Source organism: Burkholderia cenocepacia, from assembly GCF_014211915.1.
GTDB classification, from domain to species: domain Bacteria; phylum Pseudomonadota; class Gammaproteobacteria; order Burkholderiales; family Burkholderiaceae; genus Burkholderia; species Burkholderia orbicola.
On the sequence record NZ_CP060040.1, the window covers coordinates 2,658,754 to 2,684,800 of the forward strand.

The following is a 26,047-nucleotide window of genomic DNA, read 5'->3' on the forward strand; positions in this document are numbered from 1 at the left end:
CGCGCTTGCGTCGGTCACGCCGCGGCGCGCGCCGCGCGGCCGAACAGCAACCGGTCGAGCAACCAGACCGCGACGATCGTCAGACCCATCAACGGGAAGACGAGGCCGAGCAGCACGAGCCCGGCGAGCCAGCCGCGCATCGGCGGCGTGCCGCGTTCGCGCGACGGTGCGCCCAGCGTCCCGGCCGGGCGGCGCTTCCACCACATCACGGTGCCCGTGACGGCCATCGCGGCCAGCCCGAGCGACAGCACCGCGCAAATGATCTGGTTCGCGAGCCCGAAATAGCGGCCCATGTGCAGCGACGTGCCGTACGACACCGCTTTCGATACCGCGCCGTAGTCGCCATAGCGGATGTCCTTCAAGACCGCGCCGCTGTACTGGTCGACGTAGATCGTGCGTTCGGCCTTCGGGTCGGCCGGAAAGTACGACGCGGTGAACACGCCGTCCGGGCCGGACGGCAGCGCGAGCGTGTAGCCGCTCGTCACGCCGAGCCCGGCGACGATCGCGATCGCGCGGCCCAGCGGCAGCGGCGCGGGTGTGGGCGCGGCCGGCGAATGCGGCACGGGTACGTTGCCGACCGCCCACGGCGTTTGCGGCAACGGCAGGTCGTCCATCACCATGCCCGGCATCGATTCGCCGGAATCGTGGTGATGGCCGGACGGCGCGGCGGCCTGCGCAGGGGCATGCCCGGCCGTCGCGGCGGCACCCGGGCGCGTCGAGCGCATCGACGCGCCGCCCCACGCGCCTTCCGGCGCGCCGAGGTTCACGGTCGCGGCGAGCGCCTTGAAGTTCTTGCCCCACGAGCCCGACCACGGCAGCCCGGTCAGGATGAACGCGATCGTGCCGGCCGCGAGCCAGATACCGGCCGTCGCGTGAAGGCTCTTCCACAGCGGCCGGCCGCGCAGCGACAGGTCGGGCCGCAGCGCGCGCCCGACGCGTGCCGCGCCGCGCGGCCACCACAGCGCGATGCCGGTGCCGATCATCACGAAGGTCCAGCAGGCGGCGAGCTCCATCAGCAACTCGCCGGTCTTGCCGAGCAGCAGCTTGCGATGCAGCATCCGGTCGACCTGCATGAAGCGGTTCTCGACGCTCAGCGTGCCGAGCACGCTGCCGTCGTACGGGTTCACGTACACGCTCTCGCGGCTGCCGTCGCGCAGCCGGAAACCATACTCGGCGCTACGGTCCGGCGCGGTGGAGACCTGCACGGAAACCGGCGTGGCGTCGGCCGGCATCGCGGTGCGGGCGCGGGCGAGCAGCGTGTCGGCATCGAGCCGCGGCGTCGTGCGCGGTTCGACGACCAGCCGGTGCGGATACAGCAGCGGCTCGATCTGCGGCTGGAAGCAATAGAGCGTGCCGGTGATCGCGAGGATCACGAGGAACGGCATCACGAACAGGCCGGCGTAGAAGTGCCAGCGCCAGAGCGTCCGGTAACCGGCGCTGGCGGAACGGGCGGGCGAGATGGCCCGATCGACGGTGGTCGACATGGTGTGAACTCCTCGGGTTCGTCGAGCGGCGGGGCTGGCGCGGGCCGGCGGCCGTCAACGTGCGTCGCACCCGCGTGCGGGCATCGCCGCAGCAGGCGGCGCGGCGCGCTGCGCAAACGGGGCGCAGGGCGGCGTCGCCCGCGCGATGCGGGCAGGCGGGTGAGCGCGTGAATCAGGTCGGGTGAAACGAACGGCGTGAACGCGCAGGCACGTCGACGTGCCTGCGCCACGGGGCGGAACGCTCAGCAGAACCGAGGAGGGGCGCGGGAGGGCGGGCGATCGTCGAATACCGATCGCACGAAAGGAAGACTGTCGAAGTGAACGCGGAAGCGTCGCGGCGCCGCCGCGGGAAACAGCAGCACCAGCAGCACGAACGATGCGATCGCGGTGAACAGCGCGGCGCCGAATGCGCACAGGCTGTCGCCGTTACCGGAAGACGCCGCCTTGTCGGCGTGCGCGTCGTGCTTCAGTGCATCGACGAGCGCCAGCGCATCGTTGGCCGGCGTGATCGGCGCGCTCGCGTCGAAGCGGGCGGCCAGCGCGGCGGCGGTGACGATCAGCGGGCCCTGGCCTGAACACAGCACCACCGAGCCCGCATCCGGACCGTCCGGATCGAGCATCACGGCGCCCGACATCAGCGCGCGGGACAGCAGCGTCACGAGGAGGAACCCCCACAGCCACTGTCGCGCGACGCCTGGCCGAAGCAGGAAGCGGCGAAGTGCGTTCATGGCGCGCGATTGTACCTCCGTTTGCGTGGAGGGGCAGGCGGGCCGTGCGTGTGGAGTGGGGCAAGTCAGGGGGAGCCAGGGGTGACGTCCCGTTCTCCGTCGGCCAGCAGATCGGCGCGATCGGCCGGCGACAGTCGCTTCATCATGCGCTCGGTGTCGTGACCGTAGCGGCGATCGTTCGATCGGGATGCTTCCGCGCGTTGCGACCGTATTGCTTCACGAAGAAGCCGAATTCGCCGGCTGGCCGGGATGTCCGGTTTCTATTGCCAACGCTCATGCGGCGAGGTTATCCGACACTCGCGCGAATCGCGTATGGCCGGCGTTGCCGCGACGGTCCTGCGCGGCCCCCGAGCCGTTGCGCCCGCTTACACCGGATACGCATCGTCGACCTTCAGGTTCGCGAGCCGGAATAGCGTGCGCAGCGTCTGCGGATGGATGTCGCGGTGCGCGGCGAGCGACGTCAGCATGAAGTCGAGCACCTTCGCGTAGCGGAGCAGCACGAGGCAACGCGCAAGATCGGGCGTGCGGCCGCGCATGTCTTCGGCGAGCGTGACCATTTGCGTCGACAGCGTGCGCGCCATCTCGAGTTCCATCTGCTGTTTTTCGGTCCAGTCGGGCAGCGGCTGTTCGAGCACCTTCGCGAGGAAGAGCTGGAACGACGTATCGGACGAATTGGGCTGCGCATCCATGAAGAGCCTCGTTGCGTGTGCATAGCGTACGGGCGTATCCGTGGGAGCGCCCGAGGGTGAGATCATGTCCGCGCGGTACCGGGCGCGGCTTCTGCCCGAACGGAATGCAGATTCCGTACCAGCCCTGCCGGACGATTGTTGAGCAATGTTGAGCCGTGATCCGGCATCGGTCGGCGAGTCCCGTCGGGACTGGATCGCGCAGGCGATCGAGGAGGGTGTCTACGGGCGGGAGGTGGGCGACGTCGGGCGCCCGACGCGGCGCGACGACGCGAAATGCTTCACGGATGTAACGTAACGCGGGCGTCCGGCGCATCGCGCGCTCGTGCCGGCGAATGGCCGGAACGATGCGTGCCGCGCGGTGCGGCCATGCCCGCCGTGCGTCCGCCGACGGGAAACGGCTGCAGGGCGCGCGCGCCGCCGCATCGCGCGAACCGGCGGCGAATGCGCCAGTTGTTTCAAAACAGAGACGGTTCGGCGCGGCGACTGGTTGCATGGCCACGCAACTGGCCCAGCGATTGGCCGCGTAATTGTCCATGGGCAGACGGTGCAGGTTTGCCAACAATCTCCCGAACATCCCCGCGAGGTTCGATATGAGCGTCCACACCTTCTTCTCGGCCAACCTGCTGCTCGCCTACACCGCCTATTTCATCGGCACGGCCAGCCCCGGGCCGAGCAATCTCGCGATCATGTCGGTCGCCGCGAACCAGGGCCGCAAGGCGGCGCTCGCATTCGCGCTCGGCGTGATTTCAGGGTCGATGTTCTGGGCGACGGTGGCGGCGCTCGGCATCTCGGCCGCGCTGCTCGCGTGGTCGAAGCTGCTGGTCGCGATCAAGGTGTTCGGCGGGCTGTACCTGCTGTGGCTCGCGTTCAAGTCGGGCCGCACGGCGCTGGCGGGGCCGCCGGCGGCAGCGGCGAACGCGGCGCGCGAGCAGCGGCTGTCGCGCTTCTACGTGCGCGGCGCGATGCTGCACCTGACCAATCCGAAAGCGATTCTCGTGTGGGTATCGATCGTCGCGCTGTCGTCGAACGGCGCGGGCGGCGCGCATGGCGCGGTCGTGCCGGGCTGCCTGGCGATCGGCTGCGTGGTGTTCGGCGGCTATGCGCTGGTGTTCTCGATGGACGGGGCGCGCCGGTTGTACGTGCGCGGCCGGCGCGCGATGGAAGCGTGTCTGGCCGTCGTGTTCGGCGTGGCGGGCGTTCGGCTGCTGGTGACGAACGTCTAGCCCGCGCAGCGTGTGCCGGAAGCGCTCCGCCGCGTTGGCGTGCGACGGAGGCTCCGGTATCGGTCAAGCCGGCTTCAGAAAATGAAGCCCGTATTGATGAACTTCGAGTGGTGATCCGACACGATCGAGTCGAGCAGCTGCTTGCTGCTGTCGGTCTGCTTCGCCGCGACCATCGAGCGGATCGAGAACGCGCGCAGCGCGTCGCTCACCGACAGCGTGCCTTCCGCCGAATCCTTGCGGCCCGCGAACGGGAACACGTCGGGCCCGCGCTGGCACTGGCAGTTGATGTTCACGCGGCACACCTGGTTCACGAGCGGATCGACGAGCGCGCCGATCTGCGCCGGATCGGAACCGAAGATGCTGACCTGCTGGCCGTGCTCCGACGTCGTCACGTAGTCGAGCGCGGTTTCCACGTCGTCGAACGGCGCGACCGGAATGATCGGCCCGAACTGCTCCTCGCGGTACAGCTTCATCCCTTCGGACACCGGATACACGACGGCCGGGTAGAACAGCGTCTTGCTGAATTCGCCGCCCTGATGGTTGACGACCTGTGCGCCTTTCGCCTTCGCGTCGTCGATCGCGTCGGTCATGTACGCGGTGCGATGCATGCCGGGCAGCGGCGTGATGCTGACGCCCTTTTCCCACGGCATGCCGATCTTCAACTGTTCGAGCGCGGCGGTGAAGCGCTTCAGGAATTCGTCGACGATCGAACGATGCACGAGCAGCATCTTCAGCGCGGTACAGCGCTGGCCGTTGAACGACAGCGCGCCGAGCAGGCACTCCTTCACGGTGAGGTCGAGATCGGCGTCGGGCAGCACGATCGCCGCGTTCTTCGCGTCGAGACCGAGGATCGCGCGCAGCCGGTGCGACTTCGGGTGCTGCTTCTTCAGGTGATCGGCGACCTTGCTCGAGCCGATCAGCGCGAGCACGTTGATCTTGCCCGACGCGAGCATGTGCGGCACGACCACCGCGCCCGGCGCATAGATCGTGTTGATCACGCCCTTCGGGAACGCATCGCGGAACGCTTCCAGCAGCGGCTCGAACAGCAGCGTGCCGTACTGAGGCGGCTTGAACACCACGGTGTTGCCCATCAGCAGCGCGGGGATCAGCGTCGCGAAGGTTTCGTTCAGCGGATAGTTGTACGGGCCCATGCACAGCACGACGCCGAGCGGCGTGCGGCGGATCTGGCCGATCGTGCCTTCCGCGATCACGAAGCGCGAGTTCGCGTTGTCGAGCTCCTTCAGCGCGTCGATCGTCTGCGTCATGTACGTGACGGTGCGGTCGAACTCCTTCTGCGAATCGGCAAGGCTCTTGCCGATCTCCCACATGATCAGGTTCACGACGAGTTCGCGCTGCGCGACCATCCGCTTGATGAAGTCCTGCATGCACGCAATGCGCTGCTCGACCTTCATCGTCGGCCACTCGCCGCGGCCGGCGTCGTACGCGCGCACCGCGGCGTCGAGCGCCGCGTCGCTTTCCGTTTCGCCCATCACCGGGTAGCTGCCGATCTCGACCTGCTCGACGCTGCCGTCCGCCTGTCGCACGCATACCGGCGACAGCACGGTCTTGGTTGCGCCGTCCCACGGTCGCAATTCGCCGTCGACGAGCGACACGCGCTGGTGGATCGGCGAAGCCAGCCGGAATTCGGCGGGAATCTCTTGCAAGGCGGGAAACAGGTGCTGCAGGGAGGCGGAATCGGGCATGACGGTCTCGTTTGACGGGGTGTCCGGGAAGGACGGGCGATGCGAATCCTGAGCGGAATGATCCTCGATCCTGAATCGGCATCATGACGCGCACGCGGCTGCTCGTCACGCACGAACATGGCCGATTCAATGATTGGAACCAGTTCCATTTAAAAGGAACGCCGCAATGAATGCAACCTGGGTGCTATCGCGTCGAAATGACCGTAAGCATTTGGAAAGATTGTTGCCGAATCGTCGATATAACAGCCAGGGTGCAACCGCAAACGTTTTACTTCGGCGGAATTGAGCGGATAATGGCCCGACGCGGTGAGAAAAAAATGCAGTGAACCTGAGAGCAGACGTAGTGAAGAACAGAAGAAGATCCGCCGCGCCGCCGATACGAGGTCGGCTGCCCGGAGCGCCGGGTCGGGGTTGCCCGGTCCGGCGCGCACCGGACGATTGAATCCGTGCCGCCTGCTGCTCCTGATCCTTCGTGATCCTCTCCAGCTTCTCCGTCACCCCTGTCCCGCATCCCGCCTCTTGCCGATCGTTGCCGCATTCAGGCGACCGATTCAATTCTTTCGTTTTTATTACGTTTCAAGCCGTTCAATAATCTGAAATAGAAAGGCATTCGTCAGGAATGCAGAGCGCAATGCGCATTCACGTTGCGGCCAGGCGACACGCTGAAAATTAATTAAAAACACGAATCATTCTCGTTTATTATTTCGCCGCATTACGAGCCGTGACGGGAAGTCACGGCTTTTTTCGTGCCGGTTGCGCCGGCCGGCGTGCGTTCGTTCGCCGTTTTCTTCACCCCCTTCTACGTTCACGATGAAACTCAACACGAGCGCGTGCCATGCGCTTCTGATCGCCACGTCGCTGGCCGGCGCCCGCACTTCGTTTGCGCAGGCGGCCGACGCCGCGGCAACCCTGCCCGCGATTTCCGTCAACGCGGCCGCCGAGCATGCGTCGTACGACGGCGGCCATTCGCGTGCGGCGACCAAGACCGACATGTCGCTGATGGACGTGCCGCAGACCGTGAACGTCGTGCCGCACGCGGTGATCGAGGATCAGAACGCGACGTCGCTGCAGGACGCGTTGCGCAACGTGCCGGGCGTCGGCTTCTCGGTCGGCGACGGCCAGCGCGACCAGATCACGATCCGCGGCTTCAACAGCATCACGGACCAGTACGTCGACGGCATTCGCGATGACGCGCTGTACTACCGCGACCTGTCGAACGTCGATCGCGTCGAGGTGTTGAAGGGGCCGGCGGCCGTGCTGTACGGACGCGGCTCGGCGGGCGGCATCGTGAATCGCGTGCTGAAGCGGCCGCTCGCGAGCCCGGTGAACGACGTGGGCGTGACGCTCGGCACGCGCGGCGAGCGACGCGGCGAATTCGACCTCGGCTGGAACGCGAACGACGCGGCACGCTTTCGCATGACCGGTGCGGCCGAGAATTCGAACAGCTTCCGCGACCAGTTCCAGCTCAACCGGCAGGCGATCGCGCCGTCCGCGCAGTTCAAGCTCGACCGCGACACGGTGCTGAACGTCGAATTCGACTACCTGCACGACCGCCGCACGTCCGACCAGGGGATCCCCGCGTATCTCGGCCGGCCGGTCGACGTGCCGATCAACACGTACTACGGGTCGGCCGACGGGGTGAACAGCTCGTACAACGACGTCTCCGCGAAAAGCGCGACGGTGTCGCTCGATCATCGCTTCAACGATTCGCTGTCGTTCCACGGCGCGATCCGCGCGTACGACTTCTCGCTCGAGCGGAAGAACTACGTGACGTATGAGCCGATCAAGACCGCCGCGCATCCGGTCGTCACGCTCGACCAGTCGACGCGCCAGCGTACCGATCACGGCATCGACGGGCTGTTCGAACTCACGCAGAAGACGTCGCTGTTCGGCATGCGCCACGAGCTGCTTTACGGGCTGGAACTGTCGCAGCAGCAGAAGTTCGACACGATCTACAGCGTGTCGAAGGTCGCGACCTACGATCTCTTCAATCCGCAGCCGGTCGTCCTGCCCGGCGTGCCGACCGGCACGCGTGCGAAGACGAACGCGTCGACCGTGGTCGGGCTCGCGGGCGTCTACGCGCAGGACCTGATCTCGCTGACCGAACACTGGAAGGTGCTTGCCGGCCTGCGCTTCGACTACCTGAACCAGATTCGCCACGACTACACGTCGTCGAACGTCAATCTCGATCGCACCGACCATGCGTGGAGCCCGCGCGTCGGCCTGATCTACGAACCGCTCGACTGGCTGACGCTGTACGGGTCGTTCAGCCAGTCGTTCTCGCCGCTGGCCGACACGCTGATCAGTTCCGGCGCGTTCACGAACGGCGCCGCGCTCGCGCCGCAGAAGACCACCGCGTATGAAGTCGGCTCACGCTTCGACCTCGGCGGCAAGGCGACGGCCAGCGTCGCGCTGTTCGACATGCGCCAGACCAACCAGCAGATCGGCGACCCGGCGAATCCCGGCTATGCGCTGCCGATCGGTACCCAGCACGTACGCGGGATGGAGCTCGGCTTCACCGGCGAGATCGCACCGAAGTGGTCGGTGTATGCGGGTTACGCGTACCTGAACGGCACGGTGGACGGCTCCGCGCAATCGACGGCGGCCGGCCTCGCGGTATCGAGCAATACGCCGGGGCTGATGCCGCGCCACAGCGCGAACCTGTGGCTCAAGCGCGAGCTGCCGTACGGCTTCTATGCGGCGGCCGGCATGCAGTTCCAGTCGGCGCGCTACACGTCGGCGAGCGATCTCGTCACGCTGCCGTCGTTCACGGTGTTCAACCTGGGCGCAGGCTATCGCAGCAAGAAGGTCGACGTGACGCTCACGCTCGACAACCTGTTCAATCGACGCTACTTCATCGCCGCGCACGGCAACGCGGACCTGTACAACATGCCCGGCGATCCGCGCACGCTGACCGCCACGGTGAAGTGGCACATGTAACGCACGCGGTGCGCGACGATGCGGGGCTTCCTCGCGATGCCTCGCACTCGAGCGCCCATGATCCGGCTCGCGCTTGATGTGTCGAGCATGAGCGGTCGCGCCCGCGCGCTGCTGGTGAAGATCGTTTCTGCCGGCGTGCCGGCGCGGCACGCATGCGGCGCCACCGCGTCATGACACCGGCGCGACCGCGCCGTTACTCGACGTCTTCGTCATCCTCTTCATCGGCGTCTTGCACGTCGCGTTCCGGCGCCGCATACGCGCTCGCCTGTTCGAGCAGCCAGCCGCGGAACGATTCCAGCGGCTTGCTGTGGCTGAACTCGGTCGGATACACGAGGTAGTACGCCGAATCGCCGACGGTTGCCGCGTCGCACGGCACGACGAGGCCGAGCTGCTGCAGCTGCTCCTCGACGAAGAACTTCGGCACGAGCGCGACGCCGAGCCCGGCCGCGGCCGCGCTGATCAGCATCGTATGCAGTTCGTAGCGCACGCCCTGCATCGTGCGGATGTCCTCGACGCCGTGCGTCTCGAACCACTGCGCCCACGCGCCGGGGCGCGTCGTCGAGTGCAGCAGCGGATACGCGAGCAGATCCTCGACGCGCTCGACCGGCCCGTTCAGCAGCGCGGGCGAGCAGATCGGCACGACTTCCTCGCCGAACAGGTAGTCGGACGACGTGCCGGGCCAGGTCGGCTTGCCGTAGTGGATCGCGGCTTCGAAGTGCGTGTCCTCGAACGAGAACAGGTCGGTGCGGCTGCCCATGTTCACGCGCACGTCGGGCGTGCGGTCGTAGAAGCTCTTGATGCGCGGGATCAGCCAGTGCGACGCGAAGGTCGGCAGCACCGCGAGTTCCAGGTAACCGCCACCGCTGCCGTGCGCGATGATCGACAGCGTGTCGCGGTCGAGCGTTTCGAGCGCGCGCCGCACCTGCGTGCCGTACAGCTTGCCGGCGCGCGTCAGCACGACGCGCTGCTTCACGCGCGCGAACAGCCGCACGCCGAGGCTCGCCTCCAGCGTCGCGATCTGCCGCGACACGGCGCTTTCGGTCAGGAACAGCTCCTTGGCCGCGTGCGTGAAGCTCTCGTGGCGGGCGGCGGCTTCGAAAGCCACGAGCGCGCCCATGTTGGGGATCTTGAATTTGCGCATGATGCTCGATTGATCTGATGAATGGACCCGTACGCCGCCCGGGCGAAACGCCGGCGATGAGCGGCTGATAATTCCAAAAACTCATCACGTATCAATTTAATCTCGCTTTACGCCCCGCTGCAACCCTTTGAATAATGCTTGCCATGCAAGGCTTGGCGCCCGCGGGCGGCGGGCCGACGAGTGGCCGGCACGTTTGCCGGCGAGTCCCCGAGACGAGAATCCTGATGCGCAATCCGAATATCGACAGCTTGCTGACCAAGCTGCTGGGACAGGCGAAGACCGACGCCCTGTTCTCGACCCTGAACATGCCGGCCATCCTCGAAGAATGGGAAGACGGCGTCGTGACCCGCGCGGAAATCGCGCAGGCGATGAACATGGCGCTGTTCGAAGGGCTGCTCGACCGTTCGGCGAACGGCCGCGCGTACACGGCCGAGGCGATCGAAAACGGCGGCTCGGTCCATTTCGACCACGGCGCGCTGCGCACGGTGCGCTGGCCGCACACGGGCGCACTGCCGCCGGGCGAGGCGGCGTTCACGCGCATCCTGCGTCCGCTCGGCTTCCGTCTGAACGGCCGCTACCCGCTCGACAAGCTCGGCATGACCGGCCGCGCGTATGCGCATGAAGACGCCCCGGATGAAATCGCGCAGTTCTTCGTCAGCGAACTGCATCCGGAGCGCTTCTCGAAGGAATTCCAGCAGGCCGTGACGAACGTGGTCGGCTCGTCGCGCGACCCGCTGTCGCCGGCCGCCGTCGCGCGGCTGTGGGAAGTCGAGCGCGAAGGCTGGCTGTCGCTGGAAGACGCCCATGCGCTGCTGCCGGAAATCGTCGGCGCGTTCGCGCGCCAGCACGACGTGCCGAACGAGCTCGACTACGAGACGCTGCTGATGGAATCGGCGGAAATGGCGTGGATCGCGACCGAGGGCAACGCGTTCAATCACGCGACCGACCGCGTCGCCGACGTGTTCAAGCTGTCCGACGACGAGAAGGCGAAGGGGCGACCGATGAAGCCCGAAGTCGAACGCTCGCGCTCGGGCCGCGTGTTCCAGACGGCCTATCGCGCGGATACCGTCGAGCGCGAATTCCGCACCCGCGACGGCGGCACGGTGAAGCGCAACGTGCCGGGTTCGTTCTACGAGTTCATCACGCGCAAGCGCACGTTCGACCAGGCGGCGCGTCGCTGGGTGACCGACCTGCGCTTCGATGCGGGCAACGCGCAGGGCATCTTCAAGATGACGGCGAACGCGGCGAAGTAAGCGCGACGCGTCACGCACTGCGGATGAAAAGAAACGGGCCGGCGGCTGATTTCAGCCGCCGGCCCGTTTGCATTGACGGGGCGTCGCGCGTCAGAAGAGGTGCGTGACCAGAAAAAACAGCACCAGCAGCCCGATCGGTACGCCGAGCAGCCATGCGATCAGATATTTGCCCATGTCGTGGTCCTCCTCGTGGCCGCGACGCGGCGTGCGTCGCGGCGGGGTGAGACGACTGGCGCGTTACAGCTCGCGGTCGAACTCCTTCAACTGCTTCTCGGCTTCGTCGCGGGCGATCCCGTAACGCTCCTGGATCTTGCCGGCCAGATAATCGCGATTGCCTTCCGCGACCTGGAGATCGTCGTCGGTCAGCTTGCCCCACTTGGCCTTCAGCTTGCCGGTGAGCTGCTTCCACTGACCCTTGATCTTGTCTTCGTTCATGGTGTGCTCCTTTCGTAAGGGGAGAAAAGTGCGGCGCTCGGCCGCGGGGTAGCTCAGGCCTTCGCCTTCAGGCCGGATGCGTCGACGTGCTTCACGCCCTTGATCGCGCGGGTCACGGCGACGGCCTTCTTCACGGCGACCTTCGTCGGCAGCACGCCCGTCAGCGTGACGACGCCGTCCACCGTCTTCACGCTGATGTCGGTGCTCTTCACGCCGTCGGTCGTTGCGAGCTCACCTTTCACCTTGGTCGTGATCCACGTGTCGGTGACAGGCTGATTCGATTCGCTCGCCATGCCGCTGTCGGTCGACGAGGCCTGGGCATGCGCGTTCGTGAGCGGCGCGGCGGAAAGCAGGAAGGCCGCGCTGACGGCGAGCAGGGTCGAAAGGTGCGAGGTCTTGTTCATTGATGTTCTCCTTCGATTGGCGGGTTGAATCAATCAGTCGGTGAGCACGGCGCGTTCCCGTGCGGTTCCGGTGCGTTCAACGCGCGATCGGCGTGTCGTAGCCGGGCTCGCGCGGCGGCATGTCCGGGCGCGGTACGTCGGGTGGCAGCGGTACCGGCGGGTCGGTGCCGGGCGCCGGTTCGGGCGGATGGTCCGGGGCCGGTTCGGGCCGCGTCGGATCGGGTGTCTGATGCAATTTCATCCGGGTGTCCTCCCTCTGCGGTATGAAAGGGCAGCGCATGAGCGCCGATGCAGTACCAGCGTACCGACGCGAACGCGAGCGGACATCGCGCAAATTCACCGGATCGGTTAGTGCGTTTGCACTGGGGGACGGAACAGACGGCGGGGTGGGGACATGCACCACGACCCGGGCAACGCGGCGCGACAGGCGCGCTGGCCGCATCGCACCATTCGGCGGGGCACCGCACGATCACGGGCGGCGTGCGAATGTACTATTCGAGATAGTGCATTCGCGCGTGTCGCGCCGTTGCGCGGCACGCGATCATCGCCGCACGCGCCGGCCGGGGCATGCCGCTGCAACGGGCGCTCGGCCGGCGCTCATGTTGATCGCTCATGTTGACGACAAGGGACAACGATTCGATGAACGAACCAGTAGACGAACAGGCGCTCAAGTCGCATACCGACCGGCGCCAGCTGCACCAGATCATCGCGGGGCTGACCGAGGGCGTGATCCTGATCGAGCCCGACCAGCGGATCGTCTGGGCGAACGAGGCTGCGCTCGCGATGCATGGCGTGACCGAGTTGAAGGCGCTCGGCGCGGACGTTACCGAATACCGCGAGCGATTCCGGCTGCGCTACCGGAACAATCATCCGGTGCGCGACGGCCACTATCCGATGGATCGCGTGATCGCGGGCGAGGAGTTCAGCGACGTGACGGTCGAAGTCGAATCGGCCGCCGACGAGTCGGTGAGCTGGGTGCACCGCATCCGCAGCCTGGTGCTGACGAACGCGGCCGGCGCGCCCGACTGCCTCGCGCTCGTGCTGCACGACGCGACCGAATGGGCGAGCGCCGAGGAACGCTTCGAGCGCACCTTCAACGCGAATCCGGCGCCGGCCGTGATCTGCCGGCTCGACGACTTGCGCTACGTGAAGGTCAACCAGGGCTTTCTCGACATGACGGGCCACGCGCGCGACGACGTGCTCGGCCGCTCGGTGTACGAGATCGACGTGCTCGAACAGGCCGAGCGACGCGAGCTGGCGATCGAGCGGCTCGGCGAAGGCGCGACGATCCCGCAGATGGAGGCCGTGCTCAAGCTTGCCGACGGCAGCACCAAGGCGGTGGTCGTCGCCGGGCAGCCGATCGACATGAACGGCGAGGCGTGCATGCTGTTCACGTTCATGGATCTCGAGCCGCGCAAGCAGGCCGAGCGCGCGCTGATGCAAAGCGAGGAACGCTTCGCGACGGCCTTCCGGATGGCGCCGGTCGCGATGGCGATCGTCACGGCCGACCGTTTCGAGCTGCTCGACGTGAACGATGGGTTTGCCGCGATGACGGGCCATGCGCAGGCCGATCTCCTTGGTAAATCCGCGGACGAGATCGGGCTGTGGGCCGAACGCGGCGCGTGGTCGCGTATCGAAGGCCGGCTCGCGGGCGACGGTCACGTGCGCAACGTGGACGTGCAGATTCGCACGCGCGACGGCGACGTGCGCGATTGCGTCGTGTCGGCCGACCCCGTCGCGATTCACGGGCGTGACTGCCTGCTGGTCGCGCTGCTCGACATCAGCGACCGCAAGCGCACCGAGATGGAGCTCGTCTATGCGATCGAGACGGCGATGCAGGACGCGTCGTGGTTCAGCCGCACGCTGATCGAGAAGCTCGCGAACGTGCGGCGCGCGAATGCGCCGGATGCGGGCGCGCAGCTGTCCGACCTGACCGCGCGCGAGCGCGACGTGTTCGACCTGCTGTGCCACGGTCTGGCCGACAAGGAAATCGCCGGCCGCCTCGGGCTGGCGCCGAACACCGTGCGCAATCACGTCGCGACGATCTACGCGAAGCTCGACGTGCACAGCCGCGGCGAGGCGATCGTGTGGGCGCGCGAGCGCGGCATCGTGGGCGCGGCCGAAGCGAACGGCGCGCGCGGCGACAAGAGCGGCGCGAAGGGCAAGGACTGAGCGCGGCGGTACGAATGCACCATGTGGATTGGTGCATCCGCATCTACCTCGCGCGGCGCCCCGCTTGCGATCCTGTCCACTCGGCGGTGCGACGGAAGGCGCCGCATCGCCGGCTCTCCCTCAAACCATCGCAGGAGATGACCATGGACAGGAATCGCATCGAAGGCAAGCTCAAACAGGTCAGGGGTTCGGTCAAGGAAGCACTCGGCAAGGTGACGGGCGACCGCGAGACCGAAGCGGAAGGCGTGGCCGAACAGCAGGCCGGCAAGCTTCAGGAGAAGGCCGGCGAGGCGGCCGATGCGGTGCGCAACCACACGGGCACCGATCGGCACTGACCGATGACGCGGCGCCCGCAAGGGGCGTCGCGAAGGCCGGCCGGGCCGGCATCGCAACGATGATGCGTTGCCGGCATGACCACGACCGGCCCCGACCCGGCGGCGCAGCCGCTGTCTCCTGCCGCGGACTTCCATCCCGGCTCACCGTCGTACGGGCCGCGGAGCGGCCATGACCACGGAACTTGATGACCAAATCTCACAACATAGTTCCGATATTTCGTTTGCTGCACGGGTATTGGCTACCCACAATCCATTCACCTCTTTCGCGATGAAAGGTTCTTCGGAGACGGAACCACGGTGAACGGCCAGCCGGTCGGGCGCATGGCGCCTCGGCGGCGCACGCCATCGCCGGCGCGCAGGAGGTTGCCGACGCGCGCCGATCGCGCGTTGCATCCCGATCCCCAGCAGAAGGACAGCCATGACGTTCCACATTCGTTCGCTTTCCGGCGTCGCCCTGACCGCCGCGCTTCTCGCGTTCCAGACGGGCGCGGCCCATGCGCAGGAGACGATCGTCAAGGTGGGCGTGGCCGGCCCGCTGACGGGCGGCGGCGCCGCCTACGGCAAGGACATCGAGAACGGCGTGCGCATGGCGGTCGACGAAGCGAATGCCGCGCGCACGATGGTCGGCGGCAAGCCGGTGAAGTTCGTCATCGCGTCGCAGGACGATCAGAGCGATCCGCGCACCGGCGTGCAGGCCGCGCAGCAACTCGCCGACGCGCAGGTGGCCGTCGTGATCGGCCACTTCAATTCGGGCACGACGCTGCCCGCGTCGAAGATCTACGCGAAGGCCGGCATTCCGATGATCACGCCGTCGGCGACCAATCCCGACATCACGCGCGCCGGGCTCGGCACCGTGTACCGCGTGATCGCGACCGATACGCAAAACGCGGGCAACGCCGGTGCGTACGCCGCGAGCGTGACGAAGGCGAAGCGCATCGCGATCATCGACGATCGCACCGCGTTCGGCCAGGGCGAAGCCGACGAATTCGAGAAGGCCGTGAAGGCGAACGGCGGCACGATCGTCACGCGCGAATTCACGAACGACAAGGCCGTCGACTTCAGCGCGCAGCTCACGAAGATCAAGAGCACCAACGCCGATCTCGTGTTCTTCGGCGGCCTCGATGCACAGGCCGCGATGCTCGTGAAGCGCATGCGCCAGCTCGGCATCCGCGCGCAGTTCCTCGCGGGCGGCGGCGTGATGAACGCGAACTTCATCAAGCTGGCCGGCAATGCGGCCGAAGGCGCATCGGTGTGGGAATACGGGCAGCCGCTGTCGCGTCTCGCGAAGGGCAAGCTGTTCGAAACGAAATTCAAGCAGAAGTACGGCGTCGACATGCTCGCGTATGCGCCGTTCGCGTACGACGCGACGTGGATCGCGATCAACGCGATGCAGAAGGCGAACTCGACGAAGCCGGCCGATTTCAACGGCGCGCTGAAGGGCACGCGCTACGACGGCATCACGGGCACCATCGCGTTCACGAACACGGGCGACCTGAAGAATCCGAGCTCGACGCTGTATGAAGTGAAGAACGCCGCGTGGCAGCCCGTCACGACCCAGTCGGCGGACTGAACGCAACCCGCGCGCGGGCTTTCGCGGCGATGCCGGACGTGCTGAAATAGCCGCAGCGATCGTCCACGAAGCCTGCCCGCGGCACGCCGCGCGAGTCGCGGCGCGAATCACCCACAGGCCCTGAGCCTTTTACGTGCAACCGGAGTCAGTCGTGAGTTCTCAAGTCGTCATCGTCGGCGGTGGTGTGATCGGCAGCTCGATCGCTTATTTCCTGCGCGCCACCGATCCCACGGTCGCCGTGACCGTCATCGAGCGCGACCCTACCTATGCCAGATCGTCGTCGGCGCTGTCGGCCGCGTCGATTCGCCAGCAGTTCTCCACGCCGCTGTCGATCGAGATGTCGCTGTTCGGCATCGAGTTCCTGCGCACGATCGGCGAGCGGCTCGAAGTGGACGGCAACCGGCCGTCGATCGATCTGCACGAAGGCGGTTACCTGTTCCTCGCGACGCCGGCCGGCGACGCGACGCTGCGCGAGAACCATGCGCTGCAGACGCGCCTCGGCGCCGATATCCGGCTGATGGACGGCGACGCGCTGCGCGCGAAGTTTCCGTGGCTGAACGTCGACGATCTCGTGTCGGGCGCGTACGGCGTGAGCGGCGAAGGCTGGTTCGACGGCTACGGGCTCGTGCAGGCGCTGCGCAAGAAGGCGCAGGCGCTCGGCGCGCGCTACGTGCCGGCCGACGTGAAGGACGTGGTGCGCGACGGCCGCAGGATCACGCATGTCGTGACGGGCGACGGCGAGCGTTACGCGTGCGACACGCTCGTCAACGCGGCCGGCGCATGGACGCGCACGCTGTCGTCGATGATGGGCATCGACATTCCCGTGTATGCGCGGCGGCGCAGCATCTTCAACGTGTCGTCGCCGGCGAAGCTCGCCGATTGCCCGCTGCTGATCGATCCGACCGGCGTGTATTTCCGGCCGGAAGGGCGCACGTATATCTGCGGCACGTCGCCGAGCCCGGATCGCGACCCGGACGACCTGCCGCTCGACGAAGTCGACCACGACCTGTTCGACGACGTGATCTGGCCGACGCTCGCGCACCGCGTGCCGGAATTCGAGGCGCTGCGCGTCGAGAATTGCTGGTCCGGTTACTACGAGTACAACGTGTTCGATCACAACGCGATCATCGGCTACCACCCCGAACTCGACAACGTCGTGTTCGCGAACGGCTACAGCGGCCACGGGCTGCAGCAAGGGCCGGCGACGGGGCGGGGCGTCAGCGAACTCATTCTGGGCGGGCGTTACGACACGCTCGACCTGTCGTCGCTCGGCTGGGCGCGCGTGCTCGAAAACCGGCCGATCGTCGAAAAGAACGTCGTGTAGCGCGGCGTGACCGCCCGGTATGGGGTGGGCGGGATTCTCCTAGTGTCTCAAACCCGTTGGCCCGACCGTGTCGGGCCTTTTTTCGTTGCGCGGGCGGGTTATCGCGCGCCGTAGACGGCATCGCGCAGATCGAGCGTGTACTGCCCGTTCATCCCTTCGTAGAGCGTGTTCGTCAGCGACACGACGGTGAGCCCGCGTGCGCGGTCGACGAACCACGAATGACCGTAGACGCCGCCCCAGCGCCACGTGCCGACGGATTCCGGCGACGCGGCCGCCCGCGGGTCGCGCAGCACCGAGAAGCCGATCCCGAAGCCCGCGCCGGGCAGGTCCGGCAATTCCCGATCGCCGGTCTGTACGCGGCCCATCTCGTCGACCAGCTCAGCCGGCAGGATCGTGCCGCCGCCCGCGCGCAGCGTGTCCAGCACCGTCAGCACGTCGCCCGCGGTGCCGACCATCCCGGCGCCGCCCGACGGGAACGCGTGTGCATTCAGCGCGCGCGACGGCGAGTACGTGACGCCGACGAACCCTTCGTCGATGGGCACCGTCTCGTTCTCGGCGAGCCGGTGCGGCTGCGGCGTGTCGTTCACGTACGGCGTGGCGAGCCGCGCCGGATCGCGTGCGACGAAGCTCGTGTCGCGCGCACCGAGCGGGCGCAGCACGAGCGCATCGATCGCATCGGCGAGCGGCACGCCGCAGACGGCTTCGATCAGCGCACCGATGACGTCGATCGACAGCGAATAGTTCCAGCTGGTGCCGGGCGCGAACAGCAGCGGCACGCTCGCGATCCGGCGCAGGTTTTCGGTGAGCGTGATCGATGCGCCATCGAGCCCGTCGGAGACACCCGCACGCGCATAGGGGCCGTTCGCGTCGGTTTCGTTGAAACGATAGTCGAGGCCGGCGGTATGCACGAGCAACTGGCGCACCGTGATCGTCGGCACGCGGCCGTCGGGCAGCGCCGGACGGAATTCGGGCAGCCAGCGCGCGATGTCTTCGTCGAGCGACAGCTTGCGTTGCGCGACGAGCGCCATCGCGGCCGCCGAGACGATCGGCTTCGTCACCGATGCGAGCCGGAACAGCGTGTCCTCGCGCATCGGCGTACGCGATTCGCGATCCGCGAACCCGGCCGCGCGGCGATAGACGAGCTCGCCGTCGCGGGCGACGAGGACGACCGCGCCGACCAGGCGCTGCGTGTCGAGCTGGCGGGACAGGACCGTGTCGATGCGTTCGGCGAGCGCCGGATCGGTGGACGACTGCTGTGACGATGCGGGAGAGGAGGTCATCGAAGTTTCCGTCGTGAAGAGCCTGGTCGACATGTTATGAGGCGGTTGCCGCACGCGTCGTTAACCCTTACTCCGAACAGGGCGATGGGCGCGGCACGGGCCGGCATGGGCGAACACCGACCCCGGCGGCCGACAAAATAGGCGCCAATCGTCCGTTGGCGTTCGTTAGAATCTGCTTTCGTCGAGGAAATGACGCATTTGCATGGTGCAGAGCAGTATCGAATCGAAGACGCTGCTCGTCCTGATTCCATCGTTCATCTTTCACCGGAGGCGAGCATGCCAGGTTTACTTCCCGATGTTGACCGCGAGGGGCTCCTTGAATATTCGGTGGTGTACACCGATCGCTCGATCAACCATATGTCGCAGCGTTTCCAGGGCGTCATGCGCGACATCTCCGCCACGCTGAAAAAAGTCTACAACGCGAAATCGGTCGCGATCGTCCCAGGCAGTGGGACGTTCGGCATGGAAGCCGTGGCGCGACAGTTCGCGACGAACAAGAAATGCCTCGTGATCCGCAACGGCTGGTTCAGCTTTCGCTGGTCGCAGATCTTCGACATGGGCAGCATTCCGTCCGAGACGACGGTGCTGAAGGCGCGCCCGGTCGAAGCGGGCAGGCAGGCGGCCTATGCGCCGGCGCCGATCGACGAAGTGGTTGCCGCGATCAAGGAAAACAAACCCGATCTCGTGTTCGCGCCGCACGTCGAAACCGCGTCCGGGATCATGCTGCCCGATGCGTACCTGCGCGCGGTGGCCGATGCCGTGCATGCGGTCGGCGGCATGTTCGTGCTGGATTGCATCGCGTCCGGCACCGTGTGGGTCGACATGCAGGCGAGCGGCGTCGATATCCTGATCAGTGCGCCGCAAAAGGGCTGGAGCGCGTCGCCGTGCTGCGCGATGGTCATGTTGAGCCCGCTCGCACGCGAGCGTATCGATGCGACGACCAGCACCAGCTTCGCGTGCGATCTGCGCAAGTGGCTGCAGATCATGGAAGCGTACGAGGGCGGCGGGTTCGCGTATCACGCGACGATGCCCACGGACAGCCTCACGACGCTGCGCGACGTGATGAAGGAAACCGACGCATACGGCTTCGACAAGGTGAAGGCGGAACAGCTCGAGCTCGGCGAGCGCATTCGCGCGCTGCTGACGGAGAAGGGGATCAGGAGCGTGGCCGCGAAAGGGTTCGAGGCGCCGGGTGTCGTGGTGAGCTACACGGACGATGACGGGATTCGCACCGGGAAGAAATTCGCCGATGTCGGTTTGCAGATCGCGGCGGGCGTACCGTTGCAATGCGACGAGCCGGAGGATTTCAAGACGTTCCGGCTCGGGTTGTTCGGTCTCGACAAGCTGCATGATGTCGATGGCGCGGTGAAGCGGTTTGCCGATGCGTTGAACCGGATTGTTTGACGCGGTTTTGCGGGGTGGAGTGTTTTGGTGGCCGCCGCTCATTCGTTGAGCGGCGGCTTTTTAGTCGTTGAAAACGCAACCATTCTGGATCGTGACATGACCGAAGGCGCTCTGACGTTTGCCAGTCAGGCTGAATGGGAAAGCTGGTTGGAGCAAAACGGCGGCACGTCGACCGGAGCATGGCTGCGGTTCGCGAAAAAAGGCGTGGGGCAGCGAACCGTCAGCTATGAAGAGGCGGTGGAAAGCGCCCTCTGCCACGGCTGGATCGATGGTCAGAAGAAGGCCGAGAGCGAGCAATACTGGTTACAACGCTTTACCCCGCGTTCGGCGAAGAGCATCTGGTCCAAAATCAACAAGGACAAGGCCGAAGCGCTGATCGTCGCCGGCAGGATGCGCCCGGCCGGCCTGCGTGAAATCGAGAGGGCCAAACAAGACGGCCGTTGGGAGGCTGCCTATACGTCGGCCAGCAATTCGATCGTGCCGGACGACTTGCAGGCGGCTCTGGACGCCAATCCGAAAGCCGCGAAGTTTTTTGCGACGCTGAACAGCCGTAATCGCTATGCGATCCTGTTCCGGATACAGCACGCCAGGAAGCCTGAAACACGGGCACGCAAAATCGCGGAATTCATCGACATGCTGAAGCGGGGCGAGACGTTTCATCCGTAGATGAGTGGGGTTTCTGACGGAGATTTTGTCGAACCCGATCGACGCGGGAAATGTTCCGGTCGCCGTATGAACGGGAAAACAGGAATGGGAGCAAGAATGCATATCCGCGCATCGGCGTTCAGCCCGCGTCGCGCGGCGCTCGGCGTCGTCATGGCGCTGACGTTGTCGTGGTTCACCGCTGCGCAAGCGCAGAGCTGCGCACCGGATAGCGTGGCTCCCGAGTGCTTGCTGCAGCGTAGTCAAGATGAGTTGCAGCGAGTCGATGGCGAATTGAACCGTACTTACCAAAAGGTTCTGAAGTCGCTGTCACGGCCACGTGACGAGTACGTCGACTATCCGGCACTCAAGGTGAAATTTGTCGCGGCACAGCGGCAATGGCTCCGTTTCATCGACGACGAGTGTTCCGCTTGGTATCTGATAAACGAGGCAGGCGCGGATCGTAATCTTGATCTACTGACTTGCGAAATCGATAGAACACGGGATCGTACGCGTGAATTGAACGCGTGGCTCAAGCAAGTGAGCCATGATTAGCGCAGCGCTAGATAAAGACAGCCATGAGTGCCGGGCGCGCGGCTAGAGTCAGCGCAGTCACGTGGTGCACCGGCATGGTAGCTCCGACATAACGGAGAAGCGAGCGATGATCTCAAAGAACGTCCGCAGAGCGACGGCAGACGATGTCCCGGTGCTGACACAGATCCGGAACGACGCCCATGCCAGGAAAGTCGCGCACGGCGACTACGTGTGGGGCAGGGAAGGCGACGGTTTTTCCGAGCGGTGGGTGCGAAACCATGTCGCCGAGAAAGCCGTGTACGTCGTCGAACAGGATGGCGCGCTGGTCGGCACGTTCTCGCTCGACTTCGACGAGGACAGGCACTGGGGCCGCAAGCGCCGATCGCCGGTTACGTGCATGGGCTTTGCGTGCGGCGAGGTTTCAACGGGCTCGGACTCGGCGGCTTCATGCTCGACTGGTGCGCTCATGAGGTGAGCCGCTTGAACCGGCGTTTGCTTCGACTCGACTGCGGCGCTGAAAACACGAAGCTCTGCGCTTACTACGAGTCGCTGGGCTTTGTCCGCGTCGGATTGAAAACGGACGGTATTGTCTGGTCCCTGTACGAAAAACCTGTCAGTTCGGCCAGCCGGTGATCGCGGCGGTCCGTCTGCAAACGCTGCCAGTGGGCCGCACGATTGACCATCGCGCGTTCGCGAACGGTTCGACGTCACTCGACGCCGCGTCACCGTTGCCCTGCTACGCAGGCAACAGCCCCGCTTTACGATAATTGTCGATCAGCGCGTCATAGAGCGAGAGATCGGCGCGACTCCGCGCGATGAGCTGCGCGCCGGCGATGGCCGCGAAGATGGCCCGCGCCCGCTGTTTGCTCTCCCGGGCGCCGACCACGGCCGCCGCGGACAGAGCCTTGCTCAGCCACGCGACATTCACGTCGGCGAAGGCCAGGACTTCTTTCATCACGACTTCCGGCAGATCGTCGGTTTCGGCGGCCATGAAGCTGCAAAGGCACAGGCGGTTGCCGGTCTCGAGCGCCTTGCGGAAGGTATCCGGATAGCGACGCAGGCAATCCAGCGGATCGCGCGAGTTGGCCAGCATGTCGTCCAGCGCCGCCGCCGAGTCTTCCCAATAACGCCTCGCTACCGCTGCGCCAAGATCGGCCTTGCTTTCGAAGTGGTGGTAGATGCTCGCGGCCTTGATCCCCACCTCGCTGGCGAGATCCCGATAGTTCAACCCGCCGTAGCCGTGCGTCTGCGCGAGCCTCGTGGCGGCCGCCAGGATTCTTTCTCTCGAGTTCGAGCTCGCATCGTTCGTCACTGCTTCAGTCTCCGCGCACGGGAAAAGGGTGTTGACACCCGGGATTGTACCTTATATGGTTAACCTAACAAACGTTAGGTAGATTCATGAGAGACGTGTCTTTCACGTCGTCCGACCCAGTGCAACCGACTACGGAGCGCCCCGCAATGACTTCCAGCAACGTCGATTTCGATGCAGCCCGACTGCCCCTGATGAAGATCCACGATTTCCCGACAGGGCCCTATCCGACCCGCGTGCGTATCGCGCTGGCCGAAAAAGGGCTGCAATCGCGCGTCGAGTTCGTGATGGTCGATCTTTACAAGGGCGAGCACAAAAAGCCCGAGTTCATCGCCGGCAAGAATTATTCGGGTACGTTGCCGGTGTTGGAGCTCGATGATGGCACCTGTATCGCCGAGTGCACGGCCATTACCGAATACCTCGACGCGCTCGACGGCGTGCCCACGCTCACCGGCAGCACGCCACGCGAAAAGGGCATCATCCACATGATGAGCAAGCGCGCCGAGCTCGAGCTGCTCGATGCCATCAGCGTCTATTTCCATCACGGCACGCCGGGGCTGGGCCCCGACGTCGAGACGTATCAAAACCCGGAGTGGGGGTTCCGCCAACGCGACAAGGCGCTGAAGGGCATGCGCTACTTCGATGCCATTCTGCAAAGCCAGCCGTATGTCGCGGGCGAGGCGTTCTCGATGGCCGACATCACCGTCATCGGCGGTCTGATCTTTGCGATGCTCGTGAAGCTGCCGGTGCCCGAGGAGTGCGAGGCGCTTCGAGCCTGGTACGCGAGAATGCGCCAGCGTGAGAGCGTCAGGAACCAGCCGGTGTTTGCCAACCTGACTTGATCTGGCGCGGCCGCCGGTCGATAACGGGCAGGGGGTTCACGCAGCCCCTGCACGGCACACATTGAACGGCGCGGGCGTGGCAGGCGACGCTTCGTTATATGAAGTAATCGCTGTCATACGGCATGAAATCCCGTTCCGTTGAGTCGGCCAGAGTGGCGGGCGCCGTAGTCTGCACTGAGCCTTGGCCGTCGCCTCGCCCTACACCGATTCCGTCGCGCCGCCCGCCACCGGGCGCAGGTGGTGGCGCAACAGCGGCGCGGTGATCGCGGTGGTGAACAGCGCGAAGATCACCAGCATCGTGTAGACGTTCTGCGGCAGGATGCGCAGTTGCAGCCCGATCGACAGGAAGACCAGTTCCATCAGGCCGCGCGCGTTCATCAGCGTGGCGATCACCGTCGCGTCGCCGCTCGTGTGTCCCGTCAGTCGCGCGCCGGCGAACACGCCCAGGTATTTTCCCGCGAAGCCGACCACGATGAAGGCCAGCAGCCAGAGCCATTGCGCATGGGCGGTGACGTCGAAGAACTGCAGGTTCAGGCCCGCGCAGGCGAAGAAGATCGGCATCAGGATGGTATGCAGGAAGCCGCCCAGCAGGCGGTCGAACTGCTCGCGCACGCTCGGTACGTCGCGCAGCAGCATGCCGATCAGCAGCGCGCCGAACGCGCTATGGAAACCGAGCTGCGAGGTGATCCACCCCGACACCAGCACCGAGGCGACCAGGATCGCCACCGTGTCGCGCGACCAGCCCTGCGCAAGCGAGCGCCCGACCACGCGCAGCAGCACACCCTTGGCCGCGATCACGAGTAGCGCCACGTAGGCGGCGAGCAGCACGACGTTGACGGCGAGGGCGCGCCATCCGGCGGCGTTGTGCGACAGGCAGACGAGCAGCGAGAGCGCGCCCCAGCCGAGCAGGTCGCCGACCATCGCCGCCGACAGCGCCGACGCGGCGCCGGCATGCCGCGTGAGATTCAGGTCGGTCACGATGCGCGCCATCACCGGTACGGCCGATACCGACAGCGCCACGCCGCAGAACAACACGAACGGCCAGAACGGCTGCTGCGGCGCCAGGACGTCGTGGGCGAGCCAGCCCACCGTCAGCCCCCGCCGAACGGCAGCAGCATGCCCGGCACGGCGATCAGCACCGGGCCGAGCAGCGCGCGTTGCGCCGGCAGGCGCACGTCGAGGCCGATCTCGAACATCAGCAACGCGAGGCCGATCTCGCCGATACGACTGATCGCCGAGGTGTTGTCGGGCGTGAACAGCTCGTGATAGAGCGACGGCGTGACGACGCCGAGCGCGAGCGGGCCGAGCAGGATGCCGCCGGCGATCTCGCCGATCACCTTGCATTGCCCGAGCCGCTCCGCGATCGCACCGCAGCCGTTACAGACCAGAACGACGAGCGCCACTTGTATCAGCCACATCACGTGTTCCTTGAGGAAGAAGGGGAAAATCGTTTCGCGACCATGCGGCCCTGCGGGGGCGCGCGGCAGTGGGTTCAGTCGAGCAGCGCTTCCGAATCGACGCTGTCGAAGATGATTTCGCGCACCAGTTCGCTGGCGCCGGCGGCGATCGTGCCGGCGGTCGCGTCGCGATAGAGCCGCGCGACATCGGATTCCGACAGGTAGCCGCGCGCGCCGTGAAATTGCGCGCACAGATGCGCCGCTCGCTTCGCCAGCTCGGTGCTGCGCAGCTTCAGGATCGACGCGTCGCCGCTGCCGAGCCTGCCGCCCACGTATTGCTGCACCAGCTGATAAGCGAAATGGCGCAACAGCCGCAATTCGGCGATCAATTCGACCAGTTCGTGCCGGATCGTCTGGTTCGCGCTCAGCGGCGCGCCGCGCACCACGCGCTGGCGCACGAAGCGATTCATCAGCCGGATGCTGCATCCCGCGCCACCGAGCGCGAGCATGCCTGCCACCATGCGCTCGAAGTCGAGGCATCGCATCAGGTAGGTGAACGCCTTGTCGGGCTTGCCGAGCGTGTTCTCGCGCGGCACCGCGACGTCCTCGAAGCGGATGTCGCAGACATCGGCGCTGCGCCAGCCCAGCAGGTTCAGCGGCGTGCGCGTGACGCCGGGCGCCTCGGCATCCACGACCAGCAGGCTGCAACCGCCCAGCGCGTGGCGCCGCGCGTTGCTGCGGACCAGCGCGACGATCAGCGTGGCCTGCGAGCCGTTGGAGACGAAGCGTTTCGTGCCGTTCACGCGCCAGCCGTCGCCGCTCGCCGCGGCGCTGCATTGCAGGTCGCTCAGGTCGCTGCCGGCCTGATCCTCGGTGATGGCGAGCGCCGCCACGGCCGTGCCGTCGCGCATCCTCGCCAGATAGCGTTCGCGCTGGGCGTCGTCGCCGAACCAGGCGAGGTAGGACGCCGCCATGAACGCATGCACGCCGATCGAGGCGCGCACGCCCGCATACCCGAGGCGTCCCAGCTCCTCCAGGAACACGGCGCTGCGCACGAAGCCTTCGCCCGCCAGCGGCAGGTCCAGCCAGCCCTCGGCGGCCAGCGCCGGCCAGATGGCGCGCGGAAGATGGCCGCGCGCCTCGGCGCCGTCGGCTTCGGGCAGCAGGCAGGCCTGCAGGCGCTCGCGCAGCTCGGCCGCGAGGCCGCGATACGACTCGTCCGGATAGGGACTGGACAT

The 26,047-nt window shown here is 66.1% G+C and carries 26 protein-coding genes; 13 read left to right on the forward strand and 13 right to left on the reverse strand.

Annotated features, from left to right (window positions below; genetic code table 11):
- Positions 1 to 14 precede the first annotated feature (14 nt).
- From SY91_RS28285 to SY91_RS28295, 3 genes are all read right to left on the reverse strand, one after another.
- Positions 15 to 1,484, reverse strand: a complete 1,470-nt coding sequence (locus tag SY91_RS28285) for a PepSY-associated TM helix domain-containing protein (RefSeq protein WP_023475354.1) — start codon at positions 1,482 to 1,484, stop codon at positions 15 to 17.
- A 242-nt stretch (positions 1,485 to 1,726) separates the two neighbouring features.
- A complete protein-coding gene (locus tag SY91_RS28290) occupies positions 1,727 to 2,212 on the reverse strand; it encodes a hypothetical protein (RefSeq protein WP_023475356.1) in 486 nt (161 codons plus the stop codon).
- Between the two features lie 365 nt (positions 2,213 to 2,577).
- Positions 2,578 to 2,901 carry a hypothetical protein gene (locus tag SY91_RS28295; RefSeq protein WP_006484612.1) on the reverse strand — a complete coding sequence of 108 codons (324 nt, stop codon included), beginning with the start codon at positions 2,899 to 2,901 and terminating at the stop codon, positions 2,578 to 2,580.
- 590 nt (positions 2,902 to 3,491) lie between these two features.
- On the opposite strand from SY91_RS28295, the gene SY91_RS28300 reads away from it, so the two are divergent.
- Positions 3,492 to 4,124 carry a LysE family translocator gene (locus tag SY91_RS28300; protein ID WP_023475360.1) on the forward strand — a complete coding sequence of 211 codons (633 nt, stop codon included), beginning with the start codon at positions 3,492 to 3,494 and terminating at the stop codon, positions 4,122 to 4,124.
- 74 nt (positions 4,125 to 4,198) lie between these two features.
- Here the strand turns inward: SY91_RS28300 and SY91_RS28305 are convergent, their stop codons facing one another.
- Positions 4,199 to 5,827, reverse strand: a complete 1,629-nt coding sequence (locus SY91_RS28305) for an NADP-dependent glyceraldehyde-3-phosphate dehydrogenase (protein WP_011694510.1) — start codon at positions 5,825 to 5,827, stop codon at positions 4,199 to 4,201.
- An 810-nt stretch (positions 5,828 to 6,637) separates the two neighbouring features.
- Between SY91_RS28305 and SY91_RS28310 the strand changes: the two genes are divergently transcribed.
- Positions 6,638 to 8,767, forward strand: coding sequence for a TonB-dependent receptor (locus tag SY91_RS28310; RefSeq protein WP_034174986.1), 2,130 nt, complete (start codon positions 6,638 to 6,640; stop codon positions 8,765 to 8,767).
- Positions 8,768 to 8,960: 193 nt separating this feature from the next.
- Here the strand turns inward: SY91_RS28310 and SY91_RS28315 are convergent, their stop codons facing one another.
- A complete protein-coding gene (locus SY91_RS28315; protein ID WP_006479806.1) occupies positions 8,961 to 9,908 on the reverse strand; it encodes a LysR family transcriptional regulator in 948 nt (315 codons plus the stop codon).
- Between the two features lie 224 nt (positions 9,909 to 10,132).
- On the opposite strand from SY91_RS28315, the gene SY91_RS28320 reads away from it, so the two are divergent.
- A complete protein-coding gene (locus SY91_RS28320) occupies positions 10,133 to 11,161 on the forward strand; it encodes a DUF1338 domain-containing protein (RefSeq protein WP_023475362.1) in 1,029 nt (342 codons plus the stop codon).
- A gap of 237 nt (positions 11,162 to 11,398) precedes the next feature.
- On the opposite strand, the gene SY91_RS28325 is transcribed toward SY91_RS28320, so the two are convergent.
- The 3 genes from SY91_RS28325 to SY91_RS28335 form a co-directional block, all read right to left on the reverse strand.
- Positions 11,399 to 11,596, reverse strand: a complete 198-nt coding sequence (locus tag SY91_RS28325) for a CsbD family protein (RefSeq protein ID WP_006479804.1) — start codon at positions 11,594 to 11,596, stop codon at positions 11,399 to 11,401.
- A 53-nt stretch (positions 11,597 to 11,649) separates the two neighbouring features.
- The gene (locus tag SY91_RS28330; RefSeq protein ID WP_006479803.1) at positions 11,650 to 12,000 is read right to left on the reverse strand and encodes a BON domain-containing protein; all 351 of its coding nucleotides are present in this window, start codon (positions 11,998 to 12,000) and stop codon (positions 11,650 to 11,652) included.
- Positions 12,001 to 12,076: 76 nt separating this feature from the next.
- Positions 12,077 to 12,241 (reverse strand): hypothetical protein, encoded by a 165-nt coding sequence (locus SY91_RS28335; RefSeq protein ID WP_012338780.1) that lies wholly within the window; start codon positions 12,239 to 12,241, stop codon positions 12,077 to 12,079.
- 398 nt (positions 12,242 to 12,639) lie between these two features.
- Here SY91_RS28335 and SY91_RS28340 point away from each other — a divergent pair, with 398 nt between their 5' ends.
- The 4 genes from SY91_RS28340 to SY91_RS28355 all read left to right on the forward strand — a co-directional run bounded on the left by SY91_RS28340 (position 12,640) and on the right by SY91_RS28355 (position 17,401).
- Positions 12,640 to 14,172 carry a helix-turn-helix transcriptional regulator gene (locus SY91_RS28340; RefSeq protein WP_006479801.1) on the forward strand — a complete coding sequence of 511 codons (1,533 nt, stop codon included), beginning with the start codon at positions 12,640 to 12,642 and terminating at the stop codon, positions 14,170 to 14,172.
- Between the two features lie 143 nt (positions 14,173 to 14,315).
- Positions 14,316 to 14,507 carry a CsbD family protein gene (locus SY91_RS28345; RefSeq protein WP_023475363.1) on the forward strand — a complete coding sequence of 64 codons (192 nt, stop codon included), beginning with the start codon at positions 14,316 to 14,318 and terminating at the stop codon, positions 14,505 to 14,507.
- Positions 14,508 to 14,925: 418 nt separating this feature from the next.
- Positions 14,926 to 16,077: a branched-chain amino acid ABC transporter substrate-binding protein gene (locus tag SY91_RS28350; protein ID WP_023475365.1), complete on the forward strand. Its 1,152-nt coding sequence runs from the start codon at positions 14,926 to 14,928 to the stop codon at positions 16,075 to 16,077.
- A 151-nt stretch (positions 16,078 to 16,228) separates the two neighbouring features.
- Positions 16,229 to 17,401, forward strand: coding sequence for an NAD(P)/FAD-dependent oxidoreductase (locus tag SY91_RS28355; RefSeq protein WP_023475367.1), 1,173 nt, complete (start codon positions 16,229 to 16,231; stop codon positions 17,399 to 17,401).
- Between the two features lie 98 nt (positions 17,402 to 17,499).
- Here the strand turns inward: SY91_RS28355 and SY91_RS28360 are convergent, their stop codons facing one another.
- A complete protein-coding gene (locus tag SY91_RS28360; RefSeq protein WP_023475368.1) occupies positions 17,500 to 18,681 on the reverse strand; it encodes a serine hydrolase domain-containing protein in 1,182 nt (393 codons plus the stop codon).
- 276 nt (positions 18,682 to 18,957) lie between these two features.
- On the opposite strand from SY91_RS28360, the gene SY91_RS28365 reads away from it, so the two are divergent.
- The 5 genes from SY91_RS28365 to SY91_RS35620 all read left to right on the forward strand — a co-directional run bounded on the left by SY91_RS28365 (position 18,958) and on the right by SY91_RS35620 (position 21,894).
- Positions 18,958 to 20,085 carry an aminotransferase class V-fold PLP-dependent enzyme gene (locus SY91_RS28365; RefSeq protein ID WP_043886948.1) on the forward strand — a complete coding sequence of 376 codons (1,128 nt, stop codon included), beginning with the start codon at positions 18,958 to 18,960 and terminating at the stop codon, positions 20,083 to 20,085.
- A gap of 96 nt (positions 20,086 to 20,181) precedes the next feature.
- Positions 20,182 to 20,751: a YdeI/OmpD-associated family protein gene (locus SY91_RS28370; protein ID WP_043886950.1), complete on the forward strand. Its 570-nt coding sequence runs from the start codon at positions 20,182 to 20,184 to the stop codon at positions 20,749 to 20,751.
- A 96-nt stretch (positions 20,752 to 20,847) separates the two neighbouring features.
- A complete protein-coding gene (locus SY91_RS28375; protein WP_234621348.1) occupies positions 20,848 to 21,282 on the forward strand; it encodes a lysozyme inhibitor LprI family protein in 435 nt (144 codons plus the stop codon).
- Positions 21,283 to 21,388: 106 nt separating this feature from the next.
- On the forward strand, positions 21,389 to 21,736 hold the full coding sequence (locus tag SY91_RS28380) for a hypothetical protein (RefSeq protein ID WP_260632463.1): 348 nt from the start codon (positions 21,389 to 21,391) through the stop codon (positions 21,734 to 21,736).
- Entirely contained in the window at positions 21,670 to 21,894 is a 225-nt protein-coding gene (locus SY91_RS35620) for a hypothetical protein (RefSeq protein ID WP_409557533.1), read from the forward strand. Before SY91_RS28380 ends, SY91_RS35620 begins: the two co-directional genes overlap by 67 nt.
- Positions 21,895 to 21,997: 103 nt before the next feature.
- On the opposite strand, the gene SY91_RS28385 is transcribed toward SY91_RS35620, so the two are convergent.
- Positions 21,998 to 22,573 carry a TetR/AcrR family transcriptional regulator gene (locus SY91_RS28385; RefSeq protein ID WP_023475372.1) on the reverse strand — a complete coding sequence of 192 codons (576 nt, stop codon included), beginning with the start codon at positions 22,571 to 22,573 and terminating at the stop codon, positions 21,998 to 22,000.
- Between the two features lie 146 nt (positions 22,574 to 22,719).
- Here SY91_RS28385 and SY91_RS28390 point away from each other — a divergent pair, with 146 nt between their 5' ends.
- A complete protein-coding gene (locus SY91_RS28390) occupies positions 22,720 to 23,412 on the forward strand; it encodes a glutathione S-transferase (RefSeq protein WP_023475373.1) in 693 nt (230 codons plus the stop codon).
- A 198-nt stretch (positions 23,413 to 23,610) separates the two neighbouring features.
- Here SY91_RS28390 and SY91_RS28395 read toward each other — a convergent pair whose 3' ends face one another.
- The 3 genes from SY91_RS28395 to SY91_RS28400 all read right to left on the reverse strand — a co-directional run bounded on the left by SY91_RS28395 (position 23,611) and on the right by SY91_RS28400 (position 26,047).
- Positions 23,611 to 24,501 (reverse strand): cation:proton antiporter, encoded by an 891-nt coding sequence (locus SY91_RS28395; protein WP_260632464.1) that lies wholly within the window; start codon positions 24,499 to 24,501, stop codon positions 23,611 to 23,613.
- 2 nt (positions 24,502 to 24,503) lie between these two features.
- Positions 24,504 to 24,830, reverse strand: a complete 327-nt coding sequence (locus SY91_RS35255; RefSeq protein WP_260632465.1) for a cation:proton antiporter — start codon at positions 24,828 to 24,830, stop codon at positions 24,504 to 24,506.
- Positions 24,831 to 24,904: 74 nt separating this feature from the next.
- Positions 24,905 to 26,047, reverse strand: a complete 1,143-nt coding sequence (locus SY91_RS28400; RefSeq protein WP_023475375.1) for an acyl-CoA dehydrogenase family protein — start codon at positions 26,045 to 26,047, stop codon at positions 24,905 to 24,907.

What these genes read in the sequence shown, in the direction of transcription:
- SY91_RS28325 (WP_006479804.1), bottom strand. Translation starts at nt 11,596, where the DNA reads ATGAACGAAGACAAGATCAAGGGTCAGTGGAAGCAGCTCACCGGCAAG.
- SY91_RS28390 (WP_023475373.1), top strand. Translation starts at nt 22,720, where the DNA reads ATGACTTCCAGCAACGTCGATTTCGATGCAGCCCGACTGCCCCTGATG.
- SY91_RS28305 (WP_011694510.1), bottom strand. Translation starts at nt 5,827, where the DNA reads ATGCCCGATTCCGCCTCCCTGCAGCACCTGTTTCCCGCCTTGCAAGAG.
- SY91_RS28295 (WP_006484612.1), bottom strand. Translation starts at nt 2,901, where the DNA reads ATGGATGCGCAGCCCAATTCGTCCGATACGTCGTTCCAGCTCTTCCTC.
- SY91_RS28290 (WP_023475356.1), bottom strand. Translation starts at nt 2,212, where the DNA reads ATGAACGCACTTCGCCGCTTCCTGCTTCGGCCAGGCGTCGCGCGACAG.
- SY91_RS28285 (WP_023475354.1), bottom strand. Translation starts at nt 1,484, where the DNA reads ATGTCGACCACCGTCGATCGGGCCATCTCGCCCGCCCGTTCCGCCAGC.
- SY91_RS28330 (WP_006479803.1), bottom strand. Translation starts at nt 12,000, where the DNA reads ATGAACAAGACCTCGCACCTTTCGACCCTGCTCGCCGTCAGCGCGGCC.
- SY91_RS28400 (WP_023475375.1), bottom strand. Translation starts at nt 26,047, where the DNA reads ATGTCCAGTCCCTATCCGGACGAGTCGTATCGCGGCCTCGCGGCCGAG.
- SY91_RS28360 (WP_023475368.1), bottom strand. Translation starts at nt 18,681, where the DNA reads ATGACCTCCTCTCCCGCATCGTCACAGCAGTCGTCCACCGATCCGGCG.
- SY91_RS28315 (WP_006479806.1), bottom strand. Translation starts at nt 9,908, where the DNA reads ATGCGCAAATTCAAGATCCCCAACATGGGCGCGCTCGTGGCTTTCGAA.
- SY91_RS28300 (WP_023475360.1), top strand. Translation starts at nt 3,492, where the DNA reads ATGAGCGTCCACACCTTCTTCTCGGCCAACCTGCTGCTCGCCTACACC.
- SY91_RS28365 (WP_043886948.1), top strand. Translation starts at nt 18,958, where the DNA reads ATGCCAGGTTTACTTCCCGATGTTGACCGCGAGGGGCTCCTTGAATAT.
- SY91_RS28345 (WP_023475363.1), top strand. Translation starts at nt 14,316, where the DNA reads ATGGACAGGAATCGCATCGAAGGCAAGCTCAAACAGGTCAGGGGTTCG.
- SY91_RS28310 (WP_034174986.1), top strand. Translation starts at nt 6,638, where the DNA reads ATGAAACTCAACACGAGCGCGTGCCATGCGCTTCTGATCGCCACGTCG.
- SY91_RS28340 (WP_006479801.1), top strand. Translation starts at nt 12,640, where the DNA reads ATGAACGAACCAGTAGACGAACAGGCGCTCAAGTCGCATACCGACCGG.
- SY91_RS28380 (WP_260632463.1), top strand. Translation starts at nt 21,389, where the DNA reads ATGATCTCAAAGAACGTCCGCAGAGCGACGGCAGACGATGTCCCGGTG.
- SY91_RS35255 (WP_260632465.1), bottom strand. Translation starts at nt 24,830, where the DNA reads ATGTGGCTGATACAAGTGGCGCTCGTCGTTCTGGTCTGTAACGGCTGC.
- SY91_RS28375 (WP_234621348.1), top strand. Translation starts at nt 20,848, where the DNA reads ATGCATATCCGCGCATCGGCGTTCAGCCCGCGTCGCGCGGCGCTCGGC.
- SY91_RS28350 (WP_023475365.1), top strand. Translation starts at nt 14,926, where the DNA reads ATGACGTTCCACATTCGTTCGCTTTCCGGCGTCGCCCTGACCGCCGCG.
- SY91_RS28335 (WP_012338780.1), bottom strand. Translation starts at nt 12,241, where the DNA reads ATGAAATTGCATCAGACACCCGATCCGACGCGGCCCGAACCGGCCCCG.
- SY91_RS28320 (WP_023475362.1), top strand. Translation starts at nt 10,133, where the DNA reads ATGCGCAATCCGAATATCGACAGCTTGCTGACCAAGCTGCTGGGACAG.
- SY91_RS28370 (WP_043886950.1), top strand. Translation starts at nt 20,182, where the DNA reads ATGACCGAAGGCGCTCTGACGTTTGCCAGTCAGGCTGAATGGGAAAGC.